The organism is Pseudomonas sp. NFR09, assembly GCF_900111535.1.
In the GTDB taxonomy this organism is placed as follows: Bacteria; Pseudomonadota; Gammaproteobacteria; order Pseudomonadales; family Pseudomonadaceae; genus Aquipseudomonas; species Aquipseudomonas extremorientalis.
On record NZ_FOIH01000011.1, the window covers coordinates 201,619 to 215,874 of the forward strand.

Annotated in this window: 12 protein-coding genes and 1 pseudogene; 6 read left to right on the top strand and 7 right to left on the bottom strand. The window is 59.9% G+C overall.

The features are described 5' to 3' along the window. Window positions 1-115: 115 nt before the first annotated feature. On the bottom strand, window positions 116-940 hold the full coding sequence (locus tag BMX59_RS23880) for an aspartyl/asparaginyl beta-hydroxylase domain-containing protein (protein WP_093126450.1): 825 nt from the start codon (window positions 938-940) through the stop codon (window positions 116-118). 311 nt (window positions 941-1,251) lie between these two features. Here BMX59_RS23880 and fabV point away from each other — a divergent pair, with 311 nt between their 5' ends. Next, window positions 1,252-2,445 carry an enoyl-ACP reductase FabV gene (gene fabV, locus BMX59_RS23885; RefSeq protein WP_092247508.1) on the top strand — a complete coding sequence of 398 codons (1,194 nt, stop codon included), beginning with the start codon at window positions 1,252-1,254 and terminating at the stop codon, window positions 2,443-2,445. 69 nt (window positions 2,446-2,514) lie between these two features. Here fabV and BMX59_RS23890 read toward each other — a convergent pair whose 3' ends face one another. Next, window positions 2,515-3,738, bottom strand: a complete 1,224-nt coding sequence (locus BMX59_RS23890) for an anthrax toxin-like adenylyl cyclase domain-containing protein (protein WP_093126454.1) — start codon at window positions 3,736-3,738, stop codon at window positions 2,515-2,517. A gap of 295 nt (window positions 3,739-4,033) precedes the next feature. Here BMX59_RS23890 and BMX59_RS30880 point away from each other — a divergent pair. After that, a pseudogene (locus BMX59_RS30880) lies at window positions 4,034-4,404 on the top strand (hypothetical protein). Here the strand turns inward: BMX59_RS30880 and BMX59_RS23900 are convergent. After that, the gene (locus BMX59_RS23900; protein WP_071489046.1) at window positions 4,401-5,306 is read right to left on the bottom strand and encodes a LysR family transcriptional regulator; all 906 of its coding nucleotides are present in this window, start codon (window positions 5,304-5,306) and stop codon (window positions 4,401-4,403) included. The pseudogene BMX59_RS30880 and the gene BMX59_RS23900 overlap by 4 nt on opposite strands. A gap of 101 nt (window positions 5,307-5,407) precedes the next feature. Here BMX59_RS23900 and BMX59_RS23905 point away from each other — a divergent pair, with 101 nt between their 5' ends. Further along, entirely contained in the window at window positions 5,408-6,586 is a 1,179-nt protein-coding gene (locus BMX59_RS23905; protein WP_093126457.1) for an aspartate aminotransferase family protein, read from the top strand. Here the strand turns inward: BMX59_RS23905 and punR are convergent. Continuing rightward, window positions 6,558-7,481: a DNA-binding transcriptional activator PunR gene (gene punR, locus BMX59_RS23910; RefSeq protein ID WP_092247516.1), complete on the bottom strand. Its 924-nt coding sequence runs from the start codon at window positions 7,479-7,481 to the stop codon at window positions 6,558-6,560. The genes BMX59_RS23905 and punR overlap by 29 nt on opposite strands. A gap of 122 nt (window positions 7,482-7,603) precedes the next feature. Between punR and punC the strand changes: the two genes are divergently transcribed. Beyond that, the gene (punC, locus tag BMX59_RS23915; protein ID WP_093126461.1) at window positions 7,604-8,788 is read left to right on the top strand and encodes a purine nucleoside transporter PunC; all 1,185 of its coding nucleotides are present in this window, start codon (window positions 7,604-7,606) and stop codon (window positions 8,786-8,788) included. Here the strand turns inward: punC and BMX59_RS23920 are convergent. Further along, complete coding sequence (locus BMX59_RS23920; protein WP_093126464.1) at window positions 8,785-9,618, bottom strand: nucleoside-binding protein; 834 nt, start codon at window positions 9,616-9,618, stop codon at window positions 8,785-8,787. The genes punC and BMX59_RS23920 overlap by 4 nt on opposite strands. 158 nt (window positions 9,619-9,776) lie before the next feature. Here BMX59_RS23920 and BMX59_RS23925 point away from each other — a divergent pair, with 158 nt between their 5' ends. Further along, window positions 9,777-11,279 carry a nucleobase:cation symporter-2 family protein gene (locus BMX59_RS23925; RefSeq protein ID WP_092247648.1) on the top strand — a complete coding sequence of 501 codons (1,503 nt, stop codon included), beginning with the start codon at window positions 9,777-9,779 and terminating at the stop codon, window positions 11,277-11,279. A gap of 115 nt (window positions 11,280-11,394) precedes the next feature. On the opposite strand, the gene BMX59_RS23930 is transcribed toward BMX59_RS23925, so the two are convergent. Together BMX59_RS23930 and BMX59_RS23935 are read right to left on the bottom strand one after the other, a co-directional pair. After that, complete coding sequence (locus BMX59_RS23930) at window positions 11,395-12,327, bottom strand: proline iminopeptidase-family hydrolase (protein WP_092247523.1); 933 nt, start codon at window positions 12,325-12,327, stop codon at window positions 11,395-11,397. 92 nt (window positions 12,328-12,419) lie between these two features. Beyond that, window positions 12,420-13,184 carry a LuxR family transcriptional regulator gene (locus BMX59_RS23935; protein WP_071489052.1) on the bottom strand — a complete coding sequence of 255 codons (765 nt, stop codon included), beginning with the start codon at window positions 13,182-13,184 and terminating at the stop codon, window positions 12,420-12,422. A gap of 182 nt (window positions 13,185-13,366) precedes the next feature. Here BMX59_RS23935 and BMX59_RS23940 point away from each other — a divergent pair, with 182 nt between their 5' ends. Next, entirely contained in the window at window positions 13,367-14,254 is an 888-nt protein-coding gene (locus tag BMX59_RS23940) for a proline iminopeptidase-family hydrolase (protein ID WP_071489053.1), read from the top strand. Window positions 14,255-14,256 lie beyond the last annotated feature (2 nt).

The following is a 14,256-nucleotide window of genomic DNA, read 5'->3' on the forward strand; positions in this document are numbered from 1 at the left end:
AGGGGCCGCGATGGCTTGAGAATGATGGGCGCCGAATTCGGTCGCACGAGACGGTTATTTACCTCAGGCGCAAGGCCCAGCGCAAATACCGTCCAGCACCATCATGCCGCAGAACTCACTGAATCAGCTTCCAGTTTTTGTAGAAAACCCGACGCAGGGTAAAGGCCATCCCGGCAAACCCAGCGATCACGGCGTTGAGCACCCGGGGCACCGGGGTCGGCCGCACGATATCGATAAACAGGCAGTAACGCTTGGCATCGTTTTTGTTGAAAGACGCGTGCATCAGCGTGTCATCGAAAATAAACAGCGGGTCGTCATGCCAGTAGTGTTTGTGCCGGCCCACCTGGATGTAGACGCCCTCGTGATGCGGTGCCGGCGCCATGTTGTAGAGCACGCGGAACATCATGCGCAGCGGGCCGAAGTGGAAGGAGGTCGAGCGGTTTTCGTTGAACACTGACACGCCGATGGTCTTCACGAACGGCAGTTTTTCGCGCAGTCTCGGAATGTCCAGGGCGGTCTCGATGGGCTGGCCATACCACTGGAAGAACAGCATGCCGCGTTTCTTTTCGGCCATGCGCTCATCCAGGTAGCCGATGATTTCGTCCTTGTGGGCCATGGCATCGTTGATCACCTGTTGCAGGTCTTCACGCCAGGCGGGTGGCAGGTCGGCCATCTTGTAGACGTGGCGGTTAGGCGAACTCAACAGGTCGAACAGGGTGTTGAACGGGGCCAGCAGCCAGGTGTTGCGGCCACTGCCGATAAAGTATTTCTTGATCGTCGTGCGGTCGTACAACCCATTGCGCAAAAAGTCGTAGACGCCACACACCAGCACCAGGCCCAGGAACACCAGGGTGGTGACCGGGAAGCAATAAATAACCAGCAGCACGCCGAAGATCCAGGCGGTCGAGACTATTTTCTTGCGGTTGACACTCGCACTCATGAAGCTCAACTCCAGCGGGGAAGGTGCACGAGTTCCAGTCCTCTGGACATCGCGAGATGCGGAGGTATGAAACATTATGAAACAATGTCCTTATGATAGGGCTTTCTCCGGCCGCCAGGCGTTTTAAATATTGCGAAATTGTGAAGGCTTTACACAGTTTTTAACCCCGGCAGCGCTGTGTGGAGTGGATTTTGTAAACAGAAGATTTGCGACTATCGTGACGCTTCGGTTTTTTGGACGTCATAGACCGGTACGATTGAAGTTGAATGGCCACCACTGGCCTTCGGCACCTTGGAAGAGGCAGAAATTTTATGATCATCAAACCGCGGGTTCGTGGCTTCATCTGTGTGACCGCTCACCCTGTTGGCTGTGAAGCGAACGTCAAGGAACAGATCGACTACGTGACCCAACACGGCGTCATCGAAGGCGGCCCGAAAAAGGTGCTGGTCCTCGGTGCTTCCACCGGCTACGGCCTGGCCGCGCGCATCAGTGCCGCGTTTGGTTGTGGCGCCGACACCCTGGGCGTGTTTTTTGAGAAAGAAGGCGAAGAAGGCAAGCTGAGCTCCGCCGGCTGGTACAACAGCGCCGCGTTCGAGAAGTTTGCCGTCGAAAAAGGCCTGTACGCCAAGAGCATCAACGGCGACGCGTTTTCCGACGAGATCAAGCGCCTGACCATCGAAACCATCAAGAAAGACCTCGGCAAAATCGACCTGGTCGTCTACAGCCTGGCCGCGCCTCGCCGTACCGACCCGCAAGGCGTGGTGCACAACTCCACCCTCAAGCCGATCGGCAAGGCCGTGACCCTGCGTGGCATCAACACCGACAAAGGCGTTGTGGTCGACACCACCCTGGAGCCAGCGACCCGGGAAGAAATCGACGGCACCGTCAAAGTCATGGGTGGCGAAGACTGGCAGCTGTGGATCGACGCCCTGCGTGACGCCGACGTCCTGGCCGAAGGCGCCAAGACCACTGCGTTCACCTACCTTGGCGAGAAGCTGACCCAGGACATCTACTGGAACGGCTCCATCGGCGAAGCCAAGAAAGACCTCGACAAGAAAGTCCTGACCCTGCGCGACAACCTCGCCGCGCTCAAGGGCGACGCCCGCGTGTCGGTGCTCAAGGCCGTGGTCACCCAGGCCAGCTCCGCTATCCCGATCATGCCGCTGTACCTGTCGCTGCTGTTCAAAGTGATGAAAGAACAGGGCACCCACGAAGGTTGCATCGAGCAGGTTTATGGCCTGTTCAAGGACAGCCTGTACGGCAAGGAGCCGAAGCTCGACGCCGACGGCCGCCTGCGTGCCGACCTGGCCGAACTGGAACCGAAAGTCCAGGACGCCGTGGCGGCCCTTTGGAACCAGGTCACCGACGAAAACGTCAACGAGATCAGCGATTTCGCCGGCTATAAGGCTGAGTTTCTGCGTTTGTTCGGCTTTGAAATCGACGGCGTGGACTACGAGGCTGACGTGAATCCTACCGTGAAGATTAACGGTCTGATCTCGGCGTAACGATCTGGGCCGACAGCAGTCTCCATAACCCTATTATGAGGCTGCTGTTTTGTTGGCGCCCCGGCGTGTTCAGCCTTGGTTGAACCGCCTTTGGGCTTTGACGAAGTCAGAACGCCTGATGCTCACTATTTCTTTTTCCCAAAGCGGATTCACCGGAGCGTGATAGCCGCTGTCCTTGGCTGTTTTGACCAGCTCCGCCATGTCTCGGCTGTCGTTGATCATGCAGATTTCATCGAACCGTCCCAGTCTGACTGGCAGAAAGAAAGTTGCCGGGTAGTTGGCCTCGACGTCCGTCGCCGGGCTGCCGGAGTCCGCATTGTGGTGTACCACCCGCTCTCCGTTACCGACCAATTGATGATTGATCAACGCTATCATCTGCTTTATCCGTGGCGTGGCGTTACCCAAGTCGGGGTCTTCCTTTTGATAGAAACGGGCGGCGCTTTCATAGTCTGCACGCAGCGCTTCGGGCAACTGAAAACAGCCATCGACTGGGTGTCGATGCCTGTAGCTGTCGATCCGTTGTGTGAAAACACTGTGCGCTACATCGGGCACCGGGATTGTATCCTGGGGGCCAAAATCGCTGATGTGAGGCGCCACCATGTGCAGGTCATAATCGGCGGTCAACGCCTTGCCACCGACGTGTTTCGCCAGAACTTCAACCGGTACTCCCTTATGGGTGATGAGGTAGCTGTCTTCTGACGCAGATGTGCGTCTACCTTCAAATGCATACTGCTGTTGACTGGGCCCTTGGGCACTGAAACGCAGTGCTTCTTCGTGGGGCCTTGTTGCCAACTGGACAATGTGCCCGAGTTTTATCAGTTCGCCGATACGCTCGCCCGAGATTTTCAAGGGGACCGCAACGGCGTGCCCGTCGCGAATGCATGCCTGGATTTGCTCATTGGCGGTGGTCACTTTTGCTGGGGCGTCCTCCTTGAATTTTTCAAGCTTGCTGAACGCCTGGTTTGTACAGATCAGGCCAGCTTGCGGTCCCCAGTTGGCACTTTTTCCTTTGATATGAAAGTCCTTGGTGGGATGACCGGCCGCTATCAACCCGGTAGCCACGGTTTCTACAGGGCGTACGCCAATGATGGAATTGGTGGCCGCTGCGATGTTCTGCAGGGGAACAAGGTGGCTCGGTACTATTCCCGTCTGCTCCTTGACGCGTTCAAATGCGTCGATGACCGAGCTGTTCGCCGCTTGGACGGTGCCGCTCGACTGAGTGGCTTGAGCGCCCAGCAGTGTGTGCAGGCTTAGCGCGGAAGGTGAAATGACAGGGGAGATGATGTCGCTCATTGAGTTGCTCCAAGTCATGTTATATCGGCATGTTGGATGATTCCTTTCGGAACAGCGCATTCCCTCGATTACACAGAGCGACACTAGAGACATTTTGTGCGCGGGGGGGGGAAGAAGTACTACAGGCTGTATGAAGCCGATCTGCAACGGAAGGTTCAGGCCTGAATGCATGGGAGTTGCAGCGATATCTGTTGTGCGTGAGCCGGAAAATTATCGGAGCGGTCCTACGCCTGCTTACTTGCCGACGCAGGTCACCGGTGTGAGACAGATGCAGCACATTAATTGGGAGGTGCGTATGACAATTCGTGCAGTGGTCTTTGATTCGGCGGTGTCCTGTTTGATTGGAGCCCGCAGCACCTGTACCGCAAGCGGATTGCCGATGATCACGAGCGACAATGGTTTCTCGACCACATCTGCACCCAGGCCTGGAACACCGAGCAGGACGCCGGTCGCTCCCTGGCCGAAGGCACCCGCAGCCTGATCTACCACGCCCGCCTCAGCCAGGTACGGGCCCAGTTGCCGGATATCCAGCCCTCTGAAGTGGTGTTTATCGATGACGTTGCCGGCAATATCGAAGCGGCCATCGCTCTGGGCTGGCAGCGGACTCACCATGTGTCTGCCGCGCGCACGGCGGCGCAGTTGCGTGAGTTGGGCGTGGGCTTCTAGCGCGCCCACTTTTCCATGGCGAAATCCACGAAGGCGCGCAGCTTGGGCAGGCGATAACGGTCCTGGCCGTAGAGCAGATGCATGGGGCGACTGGGCAGTCGATAGGTGGTCAACAAGGCCACCAGTTTGCCGCTCTCCAGGTCCGGTTGTACCAGGGCATCGGCCAGCATGATGATGCCCATGCCGTTGACGGCTGCCTGGCGCAACCCTTGCGAGCTGTTGATGGTCAATGAGCCGGACACCGGCACTTCCACCTCGCCGCTATCGTCGGTCATGCGCCAGAGTTTTTCGGTGTCGCGCCAATTGTCATTTGCCGGGTAGGCGAACGCCAGGCAGTCATGCTGCCTGAGGTCCTCGGGTGTCGAAGGCGTGCCGCGTCGCGCCAGGTAAGCAGGTGACGCGCAGAGGGTGAGGGTGTAGTCCTGCATGGGCCGTGCGATCAGGCTCGATGTTTCCAGTTCGCCAAGACGTATCGCCACGTCGAAGCCGCTGTCGACCAAGTCCATCCGCTCATTGCTCAACACCACGTACAGGTTGATCAGCGGGTAGCGCCGGGAAAATTCGCTCAAGGCCGGTGTAAGGCGTTCGGTGCCGAATACGGGGGGCGCGGTGATGCGCAGGGTGCCCTTGGGGACATCGCTATGGGCTTGTTCGGCCAGTTGCTCGGAGTCGGCCACCAAGCCCAGCACTTCCAGGCAGCGCTGGTAATACTGCCCGCCGAATTCCGTGAGGCTCTGTTTGCGCGTGGTGCGCTTGAGCAGGCTGACGCCAAGGCGTTGTTCCAGCGCGCGCAAGTGGTTGCCGACCATGGTGGTCGACATCCCGCAGGCTTGGGCTGCGGCGGTCATGCTGCCAGTCTCGACCACCTTCACGTACACCGACATTGCCTGGAACAGATCCATTATCAAGCCCTGGTTTAAAGTTATTGCAGGAATGTGCAGTTTATCCAGCTCAGGTGGCTAACGATACTGAAGCCATCACAACGATGCACTGGAGCCGCACCATGACCGCAACCTGCTTGATGACCACTTACCAACCCCTGGCGCTGAGCTTTACCCGCGGCCTGGGCACGCGCCTGTGGGACCAGCAGGGCCGTGAATACCTGGATGCGGTGGCCGGTGTGGCGGTGACCAATGTCGGCCATTCGCACCCCAGGTTGGTGACGGCCATCAGCGAGCAGGCTGGCTTGTTGTTGCATACCTCCAACCTCTACAGCATCGACTGGCAGCAACGGCTGGCCCAGCGCCTGACTCAACTGTCTGGCCTCGACCGGGCCTTCTTCAACAACTCCGGTGCCGAGGCCAACGAAACAGCGCTGAAACTGGCGCGGCTGCATGGCTGGAAAAAAGGCATTGAAGAACCGTTGGTGGTGGTGATGGAAAATGCTTTTCACGGCCGTACGCTCGGCACCATGGCTGCCAGTGACGGGCCGTCGGTACGCCTGGGTTTCCAGCGCTTGCCGGGGGACTTTCTCAAGGTGGGCTTTGGCGATCTGGCTGCGCTTGAGGCAATCACCCAGACGTTTGGCGCGCGGATCGCAGCGGTCCTGCTGGAACCGATCCAGGGTGAAAGCGGCGTACTGCCGGCACCACCGGGCTACCTGAAAGCCCTGCGTGATCACTGCACCCGCCATGGCTGGTTGATGATGCTCGATGAAATCCAGACCGGCATTGGGCGCACCGGCGCCTGGTTTGCCTTCCAGCATGAAGGCATCGTCCCGGACGTGATGACCCTGGCCAAGGGCCTCGGCAACGGCGTACCCATCGGCGCCTGCCTGGCGCGGGCCGGTGTGGCCCAGTTGTTTACGCCGGGCAGCCATGGCAGCACCTTCGGCGGCAACCCGTTGGCGTGTCGCGTGGGGTGCACCGTGCTGGACATTATCGAAGAACAAGGTTTGCTGCAGAACGCGGCGCTACAGGGCGAGCGCTTGCTGGCGCGGTTGCGGGTGGAACTGGGTGAGCACCCGCACGTCCTGGCGATTCGTGGGCAGGGGTTGATGATCGGGATCGAACTGGCGAGCCCTTATCGTGACCTGGCCCAGCGCGCGGCCCAGGAACACGGCCTGCTGATCAACGTGACGCGGGGCAAGGTCATTCGGCTGCTGCCGCCGCTGACCCTGGCTGCCAAGGAGGTCGAGATGATCGTGCGGGCCATTACCCGGCTACTGGATCAGGCCCGTTGAGCCATTCCTGGTTCAGGGTTTCGGTATCGCCCAGATACTCCAGCAGCCAGGCCATGGCCGGGGACAGCTTGTCCTGTGCCCAGGCCACACACGACGGGCTGGCAGGAAACGGCCGGCTCAATTGCAGCGCCACTAATTCCCCGCGCTCGATCCACGGTAGCACCTGATGCGCCGGCGCCATGCCGACGCACAGGCCGTCACGCAAGCAATCGAGGGCCGATGACCAGTTCGGCACCACCAGCCGACGCTGGTTATCCAGGGTCCAGGTGTCGCGTTTGGGCAGGTTGCGCGATGTATCGGTCATGCACAACGAAGCGAAGGGCCTCAGTTGATCGTCACTCAGCAAGCCTTCGACGCGGGCCAACGGGTGGCGCGCACTGACCACACACAGCCAATTCAACAACCCCATGTCGCGAAAGGTGAAGCGGCTGGCCACCGGCACCGCGCTGGTGGCGCCGATCACAATGTCGGTGCGCTCATCCGCCAGGGCATCCCACACGCCGTTGTACACCTCGTATTCCAGCAACAGCTCGACCTCGGGAAACTGCCGGTAGAAATCAATGACCAACTGCCGGCAGCGCTGGGGTTTGACGATGGAATCCACCGCCACCTTCAACTGGCCACTCCAGCCGTTGGCCACTTGCTGGCAAAGGCGTCGGGTGCCGAGCATTTTTTTCATCACGCCACGGGCTTCGTCGATAAACAGCCGGCCGGCCGGCGTCAGCTCGACGTCCCGGTGGCGCCGCACAAACAACGGCACTGCCAGCCATTCCTCGATCTGACGCACCGTATAGCTGATGGCCGACGGCACCCGGTGCAGTTCCTGGGCAGCGGCGCTGAAGCTGCCATGACGCGCGACTGCATCGACAACGTCCAGCGAATATTCGGACCACATGGCGGTTGCCTTCAAATTTATTGATAAGAGTATCCAATTATTATCGCTTCACAGCAAAACTGTCAGCTTCATAATGGGCGGCAGTCAGCAAATAGTTTGATGGCAGGATCAACAAGGCTTCAATGAAAAATTCTTTTGGTTTCACTGGGTATCTGGCGGGGCTGAGCATGCTCGGTTACCTCGCCATGGACATGTATTTACCGGCGTTCGGCGCCATGGGCGAGCACTTGCAGATTGGCGCCGGTGCAGTAGGCGCCAGCTTGAGCATCTTCCTCGCTGGCTTTGCGGTGGGGCAGTTGTTATGGGGGCCGTTGTCCGACCGCCTGGGGCGCAAGCCGATCCTGCTCGCCGGGCTGAGCCTGTTTGTGCTCGGTTGTGCGGGCATGTTCTGGGTCGAAACGGCGCCTCAGTTGCTGGCATTGCGTTTTATCCAAGCCATTGGCGTATGCGCCGCCGCCGTCAGTTGGCAAGCCCTGGTGATCGACCGCTACCCGGCCGACAAGGCCCATCGCGTGTTCGCCAGCATCATGCCGCTGATGTCGTTGTCACCGGCTTTAGCGCCGCTGTTGGGCGCGATGGTGCTGAGTCACTTCGGCTGGCAGGCGATCTTCGGCGTATTGCTGGGTGTGTCGTTGTTGCTGTTGTTGCCGACGTTGTTCCTGCGTACTGCGCAGAAACGTCAGGCCGCGAAGGGCGAACCTTCGCGCCTGGGTTATGGACAGTTACTGACGTCTCGGGTGTTTACCGGCAATGTCATGATTTTTGCCGCGTGCTCGGCCAGTTTCTTCGCCTGGCTGACGGCGTCGCCCTTCATCCTGGGCGGCATGGGCTACAGTCCGAATGACATCGGCCTGAGCTACGTGCTGCCGACCTTGGCGTTTCTGGTCGGCGGCTACAGCTGCCGCAGCGCCTTGCAACACTTCCAGGGCAAGACGCTGTTGCCGTGGCTGCTGCTGGCGTATTGCATCAGCATGGTGGCGTTGTACCTGGTCGCGACCTTGACCGTGCCGAGCCTTACCACCTTGCTGATTCCGTTCTGCCTGATGGCGCTGTGCAACGGTGCCAGTTACCCCATCGTCGTGGCGAACGCGCTGATGCCGTTTGCGCAAAACTCCGGCAAGGCGGCGGCGCTGCAAAATACGCTGCAATTGGGCCTGTGCTTTCTCAGCAGCCTGCTGGTGTCGTCAATGATTGACCAGCCACTGCTGATTACCGTGATTGTGATGCTGGCGACCGCGCCGTTGGCCGTGCTGGGGTACTGGCTGGCGCGGCCCAAGGCCGAGGATTCGGAACTGGCAGCCGCCTAGAACGTCACTTCCAGGTTCACCGTCGGCGTCGATGTGCGGCTACCCCGGCCGCCATCCACGCCGAATTTGTTATGCCAATACTCGTAACCCACCCCCAGGTACAGGTTCGGCTTGACGCTTTTGCCCGGTCGCACCGCCACCATCAGCGCGGTGCGCATCAGGGCTTCCGGCGCGGTGTCGCGACCGTGATAGTCCTCGCCTTTTTCCCCGACATAATTCATGAAACCCTGGAATTTCGCCGCATGATTGGCAATCTCGAACGGGCGCATCCACGTCAGGTTGAGCATGTAGGTATCGTCGAACGTGTGGTTCGACTCCTGCGCGCCGGGGATGCCGGTGTGGTTCTTTTCCTTGTAGTACAGCAGGCTCAGGTCCAGCACGCCGACGGTGTTGAACTTCAAGGTCGGGCCGATCACCAGGGCGCGCTTCCTGGCTGAGGCGAAGTTGTTGTTGCGGTTGGCATCGAACCCCAACGTCAGCGCGTAATCCTTGACCAGGCCAGTGCCCAGCGGCACATCGAACACCCGCGATGCATACAACTGGTGACGGTACACCGCATACACCTCGCTCCCGCCATGATCCGTACCCTTGCGCGGGTCGCGGCTGTCGGACAGGAACACATCGAGGTTGAGGAAATTGCTGCCGTACCGGTAGCCGCTGGCGTGGGTAAAACTGTAGATGCGCTTGCTGAATTCGTCGGGGTTGTTCGGGTTGGTGAACTGCTGGCCGTAGCGAAACCCTGCGCTGTTGTTCATCCATTCCACCGCGACGGCCTCCCCGCCGCCGAGGAGGGTGAGTGCGACGGTTGCGCCCTGTAGTGCCTTTTTCATTGTTATGGGTCCTTTGGCGTTCTGGCTCATCACGGCCGGATTGTTTTTGTAACGCCGACGGAGGGTAACTTGTTCGATTGATTGTATACAACTCTATGGACATCCAGTCCAAACATTGCATACAGTGGCCGCACAACAAAAACAGAGAACCCCTCACCATGACTATCCCGAAGGCGTCACCGCAGCGGCCAGAAGATGAGAATCTCGGCGTCGCCGCCAACATGGCTTACGGCCTGCAACATGTGCTCACCATGTACGGCGGCATCGTCGCGGTACCGTTGATCGTCGGCCAGGCGGCGGGTTTGTCGCCGGCGGATATCGGCCTGCTGATCGCCGCGTCGTTGTTCGCCGGTGGCCTGGCCACGCTGTTGCAGACCCTGGGCCTGCCGTTTTTTGGTTGTCAGTTGCCGCTGGTGCAGGGCGTGTCGTTCGCCGGTGTGGCAACCATGGTGGCGATTGTCGGCAGTGATGGCGCCGGTGGTGTGCCGGCGATTCTTGGCGCGGTAATGGCCGCGTCGTTTATCGGATTATTGATAACCCCGGTGTTCTCGCGGATCACCAAGTTTTTCCCGCCGTTGGTAACGGGCATTGTGATCACCACCATCGGCCTGACCCTGATGCCCGTTGCCGCGCGCTGGGCCATGGGCGGCAACAGCCGCGCCGCCGATTTCGGCAGCATGTCCAATATCGGCCTGGCGGCGTTGACCCTTGTGCTGGTGTTGCTGCTGAGCAAGATAGGCAGCGCGACCATCTCGCGCTTGTCGATCCTGCTGGCGATGGTGATCGGCACCGTGATTGCGGTGTTCCTTGGCATGGCCGACTTCTCCGGCGTGACCCAGGGGCCGATGTTCGGTTTCCCCACACCCTTCCATTTCGGCATGCCCACCTTCCATGTGGCCGCGATCATTTCCATGTGCATCGTGGTGATGGTGACCCTGGTCGAGACCTCGGCGGATATTCTGGCGGTGGGTGAAATCATCGACACCAAAGTCGATTCCAAGCGTCTGGGCAACGGCCTGCGTGCCGATATGCTGTCGAGTATGTTCGCGCCGATCTTCGGTTCGTTCACCCAGAGCGCCTTCGCCCAGAACGTCGGGCTGGTGGCGGTGACCGGGGTCAAGAGCCGCTTCGTGGTGGCCACGGGCGGGCTGTTCCTGGTGATCCTCGGCTTGTTGCCCTTCATGGGCCGGGTCATCGCGGCGGTGCCCACTTCAGTGCTGGGCGGGGCCGGGATTGTGCTGTTCGGCACCGTGGCAGCCAGTGGTATCCGCACCTTGTCCAAGGTGGATTACCGCAACAACATGAACCTGATCATCGTGGCCACTTCCATCGGTTTTGGCATGATCCCGATTGCTGCACCGAGCTTCTACGACCACTTCCCGAGCTGGTTCGCGACCATTTTCCACTCGGGGATCAGCTCGTCGGCAATCATGGCGATCCTGCTGAACCTGGCGTTCAACCATTTCACCGCCGGCAATTCGGACCAGCAGTCGGTTTTCGTGGCGGGGACCGAACGCAGCCTGTGCTTTCGCGATGTGTCGGAACTGCGTGATGGGGATTACTTCAAGGGCGGCAAGTTGTTTGATGCCGAGGGCAGGGAGATCCCGTTGGTGGCGGAAGTGCCTAGGAAGGTCACCAAACCCGAGGCTAGCGAGGCCTGAATGTGGGAGGGGGCTTGCCCCCGATGACGGTGTATCAACTGAGTGATTGGCGCCTGACACACCGCTATCGGGGGCAAGCCCCCTCCCACAATTGGAATGCATCCAGCTTGAGCATTCAGCCGGCCTTGAGCACTTTGTATTGTGCTGAACACACCTCATCCAGAAACTTCACCACAGTCCCCATGCACGCCTGGCGTTCTTCCACATGGGGCATGTGGCTGGAGTCTTCAAACAGCGCCCAGCGCACATCCGCAATTTCGTCCAGGAACGGCTTGACCACCAGCGGCGTGGCCTCGTCGTGGCGACCTGAGATCACCAGCGTCGGTACGTTGATCGCCGACAGGCGGCCAGTGGACTTCCAGTCTTTCAAGCTGCCGATCACATGGAATTCGGTCGGGCCGCTCATGGCGTGGTACACCGTCGGGTCTGCATCGACCGCGGCGAAGGTGCGCGCCACTTCCTCGGGCCAAGGGATGACCCGGCATACGTGATGGTCATAGAACACCCGCGACGCGGCGAGGTATTCCGGATCCTGGTAGTTGCCGACGGCTTCGTGCTTGAGCAGGGTTTCATGCACGCCTTCAGGCAACAATTTGCGCAGGCGGTTGGCTTCGCTGACCCAGGTGCGCATGCAGGTCGGCGAGTTGGCCGGGATGAACGCGCGCAGGCCCTTGGGTTGCAGGATCGCGTGTTCACTGCCGAGCATGCCGCCCCAGGACTGGCCGAGGATCGCGTAGTTATCGCTGATCTGCAGGTGGTCCAGCAGGTTGTCGAGTTCTTCGAGGAACAGGCCCACGGTCCAGAAGGACGGGTCTTTGTCGGGCAGATGGGTGGAGCGGCCGTTGCCCAACTGGTCGTAGTGGATCACCGCGTGACCGCTGGCGGCGACGTCCTTGAACGCGTCAACATAATCATGGGTGCATCCGGGGCCGCCGTGGATAACCACCAGGGGCGTGCGACCGCTCGACAAGTCACCGGTGACGCGGTACCAGGTTTGGTAGGCGCCAAACGCCGCATACCCTTCGCGGATTTTTTCGATGAATTCCATTTCGTACCCTGCTCTGAAAAAAGGATCAGGGACACGATAATGCGTGGCAGAAATTTAGGTAACTAGCAAAACAGCTAGGTTTTGCCGGGGGGTCAGTCTTCCAGCAACCGGTAATGGGTGGCGCGCACTACCGCCTGCACGCGGTTCTTGGCCCCCAGTTTGTGCATGGCCGAGGCCAGGTGCAGGGTGACTACCGCCAGCGAACGGCTCAATTGCGTGGCAATTTCGGCCGCAGTCAGGCCTTCGGCGGCCCATTTGAGGCACTCACGTTCGCGTTTGGTCAGGTGGATATGCGGGTAAGTGCGCAGCTCTTTGCTGAACAGTGGGTAGGCCGCTTCCTGCAAGGCATGGGAAATCAGGCTGAAGTCCGACAAGGTCTGCTGCGCATCCTTCAACACGCTGCGGGCGTTGCCGGTGCGCAGGCCGGTCAGCGAGGCGAAGCCGCCACGGGGCAGGTGGATCGGCACGCTGACGCCGCAGGTCAATTGCTGGTCATGCAGGTAGGATGAAACCGGCGCGTGGCAGGGATCGATGATCTTTTGCAGGGGGGTGTCGGCCTTGACGTCGTAGGACCACACGAACGGCGACACCCGGCTCAGAGCCAGGTGTTGCACCGGATCGATCTGGTAGAACCCTTCGCTGCACCACAAGGCATGCCAGTCGGCCGGGGTGTTGCGCAGTTGCAGCACCGAGGGGGTGATCAATGCGCCATCCTGATCGATCGGCACCGGGGTGTAGTCGTACACCAAGGCGTCGAAGCCCAACTGTTGGGCAAGGATAAAGGTGTTGTCCATCTGCTCGTCCAGGCTCCTGCCCGGCATCAGACGGTGATTTAAGGCAGTCAGCTTGGCCAGCATCCGTTCTGCTCCCGATTTCATTTGAATCTCGACTTGCGGCAAGTAGAATGCCACGCCCCGGCGAAGGACTGCCAGGCCAAACCTATAAGAAATACTAGGTTATGGACGCGCGGCATCCTCGGTAGTGTTGGCCGATCAACGGCCGCTACCTGCCAGGCCGATACAACACAAGGAATGTATGCATGTGGCGTGAAATTGCCCCCGACCAGCAGTACAACGTGCAAGTCGATGGCCATAACCTCGTGGTCTACAGCTTCGGCGAAGGCGATGAGGTGCTGCTGTGCCTCAACGGCGGGCCGGGCCTGCCGTGTGACTACTTGCGCGACGCCCATGGCTGGCTCAAGGAGCATAACCTGCGAGTGGTTGCATTCGACCAGCTTGGCACGGGTGCATCAGCCAGACCCACCGATGTTTCGCTGTGGGAAATCCGCCGTTATGTCGAAGAAGTCGAAACCGTGCGCCAGGCCCTGGGCCTGGGCCGCGTGCATTTGCTCGGGCATTCCTGGGGCGGCTGGCTCGGCATCGAATACGCGATCCATTACCCCGACGCGCTGAAAAGCCTGATCCTCGAAAACACCGTGGGCGACATTCCGCACCTGTCCCAGGAACTGGAGCGCCTGCGCGGCGCCCTCGGCAGCGAAACCGTGGCGATGATGCAACGTCACGAAGCCATGGGTACCCTCGACCACCCGCAGTACCAGGCCGCGATTACCTTGCTCAACTATCGCCACGTGTGCCGGCTGGACGAGTGGCCTGCACCGGTCAGACGCTCTCTCGACGACTGGAACATGGGCCCTTACGAAACCATGCAGGGTCCCAACGAGTTTCTCTACATCGGCAACCTCAAGGACTGGAACCGCCTCCCCGAGATGGCCGCGTTCAAGATGCCGATCCTGATCACCACCGGCCAGCACGACGAACTCACCCCGGCCTGCGCCATGCGCATGAAAATGGCGGCCCGGCACGCCGAATTGCATGTGTTCCCCAACAGCAGCCATATGCCGTTTTATGAAGAGCCCCAGGCATATTTCCCGGTGCTGCTGGACTTCCTCTCGCGTCACCGAGGCTGACG

Excerpts from the sequence above, each read along its gene's own strand:
- BMX59_RS23880 (WP_093126450.1), bottom strand. The coding sequence starts at position 940 with ATGAGTGCGAGTGTCAACCGCAAGAAAATAGTCTCGACCGCCTGGATC.
- fabV (WP_092247508.1), top strand. The coding sequence starts at position 1,252 with ATGATCATCAAACCGCGGGTTCGTGGCTTCATCTGTGTGACCGCTCAC.
- BMX59_RS23890 (WP_093126454.1), bottom strand. The coding sequence starts at position 3,738 with ATGAGCGACATCATCTCCCCTGTCATTTCACCTTCCGCGCTAAGCCTG.
- BMX59_RS23900 (WP_071489046.1), bottom strand. The coding sequence starts at position 5,306 with ATGGATCTGTTCCAGGCAATGTCGGTGTACGTGAAGGTGGTCGAGACT.
- BMX59_RS23905 (WP_093126457.1), top strand. The coding sequence starts at position 5,408 with ATGACCGCAACCTGCTTGATGACCACTTACCAACCCCTGGCGCTGAGC.
- punR (WP_092247516.1), bottom strand. The coding sequence starts at position 7,481 with ATGTGGTCCGAATATTCGCTGGACGTTGTCGATGCAGTCGCGCGTCAT.
- punC (WP_093126461.1), top strand. The coding sequence starts at position 7,604 with ATGAAAAATTCTTTTGGTTTCACTGGGTATCTGGCGGGGCTGAGCATG.
- BMX59_RS23920 (WP_093126464.1), bottom strand. The coding sequence starts at position 9,618 with ATGAAAAAGGCACTACAGGGCGCAACCGTCGCACTCACCCTCCTCGGC.
- BMX59_RS23925 (WP_092247648.1), top strand. The coding sequence starts at position 9,777 with ATGACTATCCCGAAGGCGTCACCGCAGCGGCCAGAAGATGAGAATCTC.
- BMX59_RS23930 (WP_092247523.1), bottom strand. The coding sequence starts at position 12,327 with ATGGAATTCATCGAAAAAATCCGCGAAGGGTATGCGGCGTTTGGCGCC.
- BMX59_RS23935 (WP_071489052.1), bottom strand. The coding sequence starts at position 13,184 with ATGCTGGCCAAGCTGACTGCCTTAAATCACCGTCTGATGCCGGGCAGG.
- BMX59_RS23940 (WP_071489053.1), top strand. The coding sequence starts at position 13,367 with ATGTGGCGTGAAATTGCCCCCGACCAGCAGTACAACGTGCAAGTCGAT.